The 666-nt window shown below is 36.6% G+C and carries 1 protein-coding gene; it reads left to right on the top strand.

What is annotated here, in order from left to right; all coding sequences use genetic code 11:
* Window positions 1–203: 203 nt before the first annotated feature.
* Window positions 204–422 carry an Imm27 family immunity protein gene (locus H4J69_RS19635; RefSeq protein WP_182218594.1) on the top strand — a complete coding sequence of 73 codons (219 nt, stop codon included), beginning with the start codon at window positions 204–206 and terminating at the stop codon, window positions 420–422.
* Window positions 423–666 lie beyond the last annotated feature (244 nt).

Raw genomic sequence — 666 nt, 5'->3', positions numbered from 1 at the left:
TTGGATGTTTGCCGTTCAATATTCGTAACCAACAGAGGCATATTCCACTTATCAAATATAGTAAACTAATCGATTGATAAATGGATTGGTCCAACTATAAGCCATTCAAGCAGGACAAATAACAGTTGGCTATTTGCTCCTTCGTCGCTTATTTTAGCCAACTATTATTTGCCTCTTAATGGGGCGTTAGGTGTAAAGTAAGTATGAGTTTAATTTCAGGGAGTGAAGCAGTTGAAAACTACATTAGTCTTAACCTCGTTAAAGTCGCAACTGATAAAACTGGTTGGGATACTCTCTACTTAAATAAAACGTTAAATCAATACTGGGTGTGCACATATCTAAATGCAGAAATGCATGGTGGTGGGCAGCCGCAACTTCAGCAAGTTACTGAACTAGTTGCCAAAAAAGAGTTTGGTGTGTAATTTACACCTAACAAGGCATTTAAGCAGGACAAATAACAGCTGGCTATTTGCTCCTTCGTCGCTTATTTTAGCCAACTATCATTTGCCTCTTAATGAGGCGTTATATGCCTAAGATGAATTGTGTGTATTCCAGATAGACTTTTATAAAGCAGAGTGAGATATGTTTAAAAACAGCAAATTATTTTTTGGATTCATGCTAATCGGATCTTCTTTATGGCTTGGTCTCTTAACCTTTAAAATTGCA

The organism is Colwellia sp. BRX10-9 (assembly GCF_014077405.1).
In the GTDB taxonomy this organism is placed as follows: domain Bacteria; phylum Pseudomonadota; class Gammaproteobacteria; order Enterobacterales; family Alteromonadaceae; genus Colwellia_A.
The sequence above is the reverse complement of the archived record's forward strand: the minus strand, read 5'-3'. Positions and strand labels throughout refer to the sequence as shown.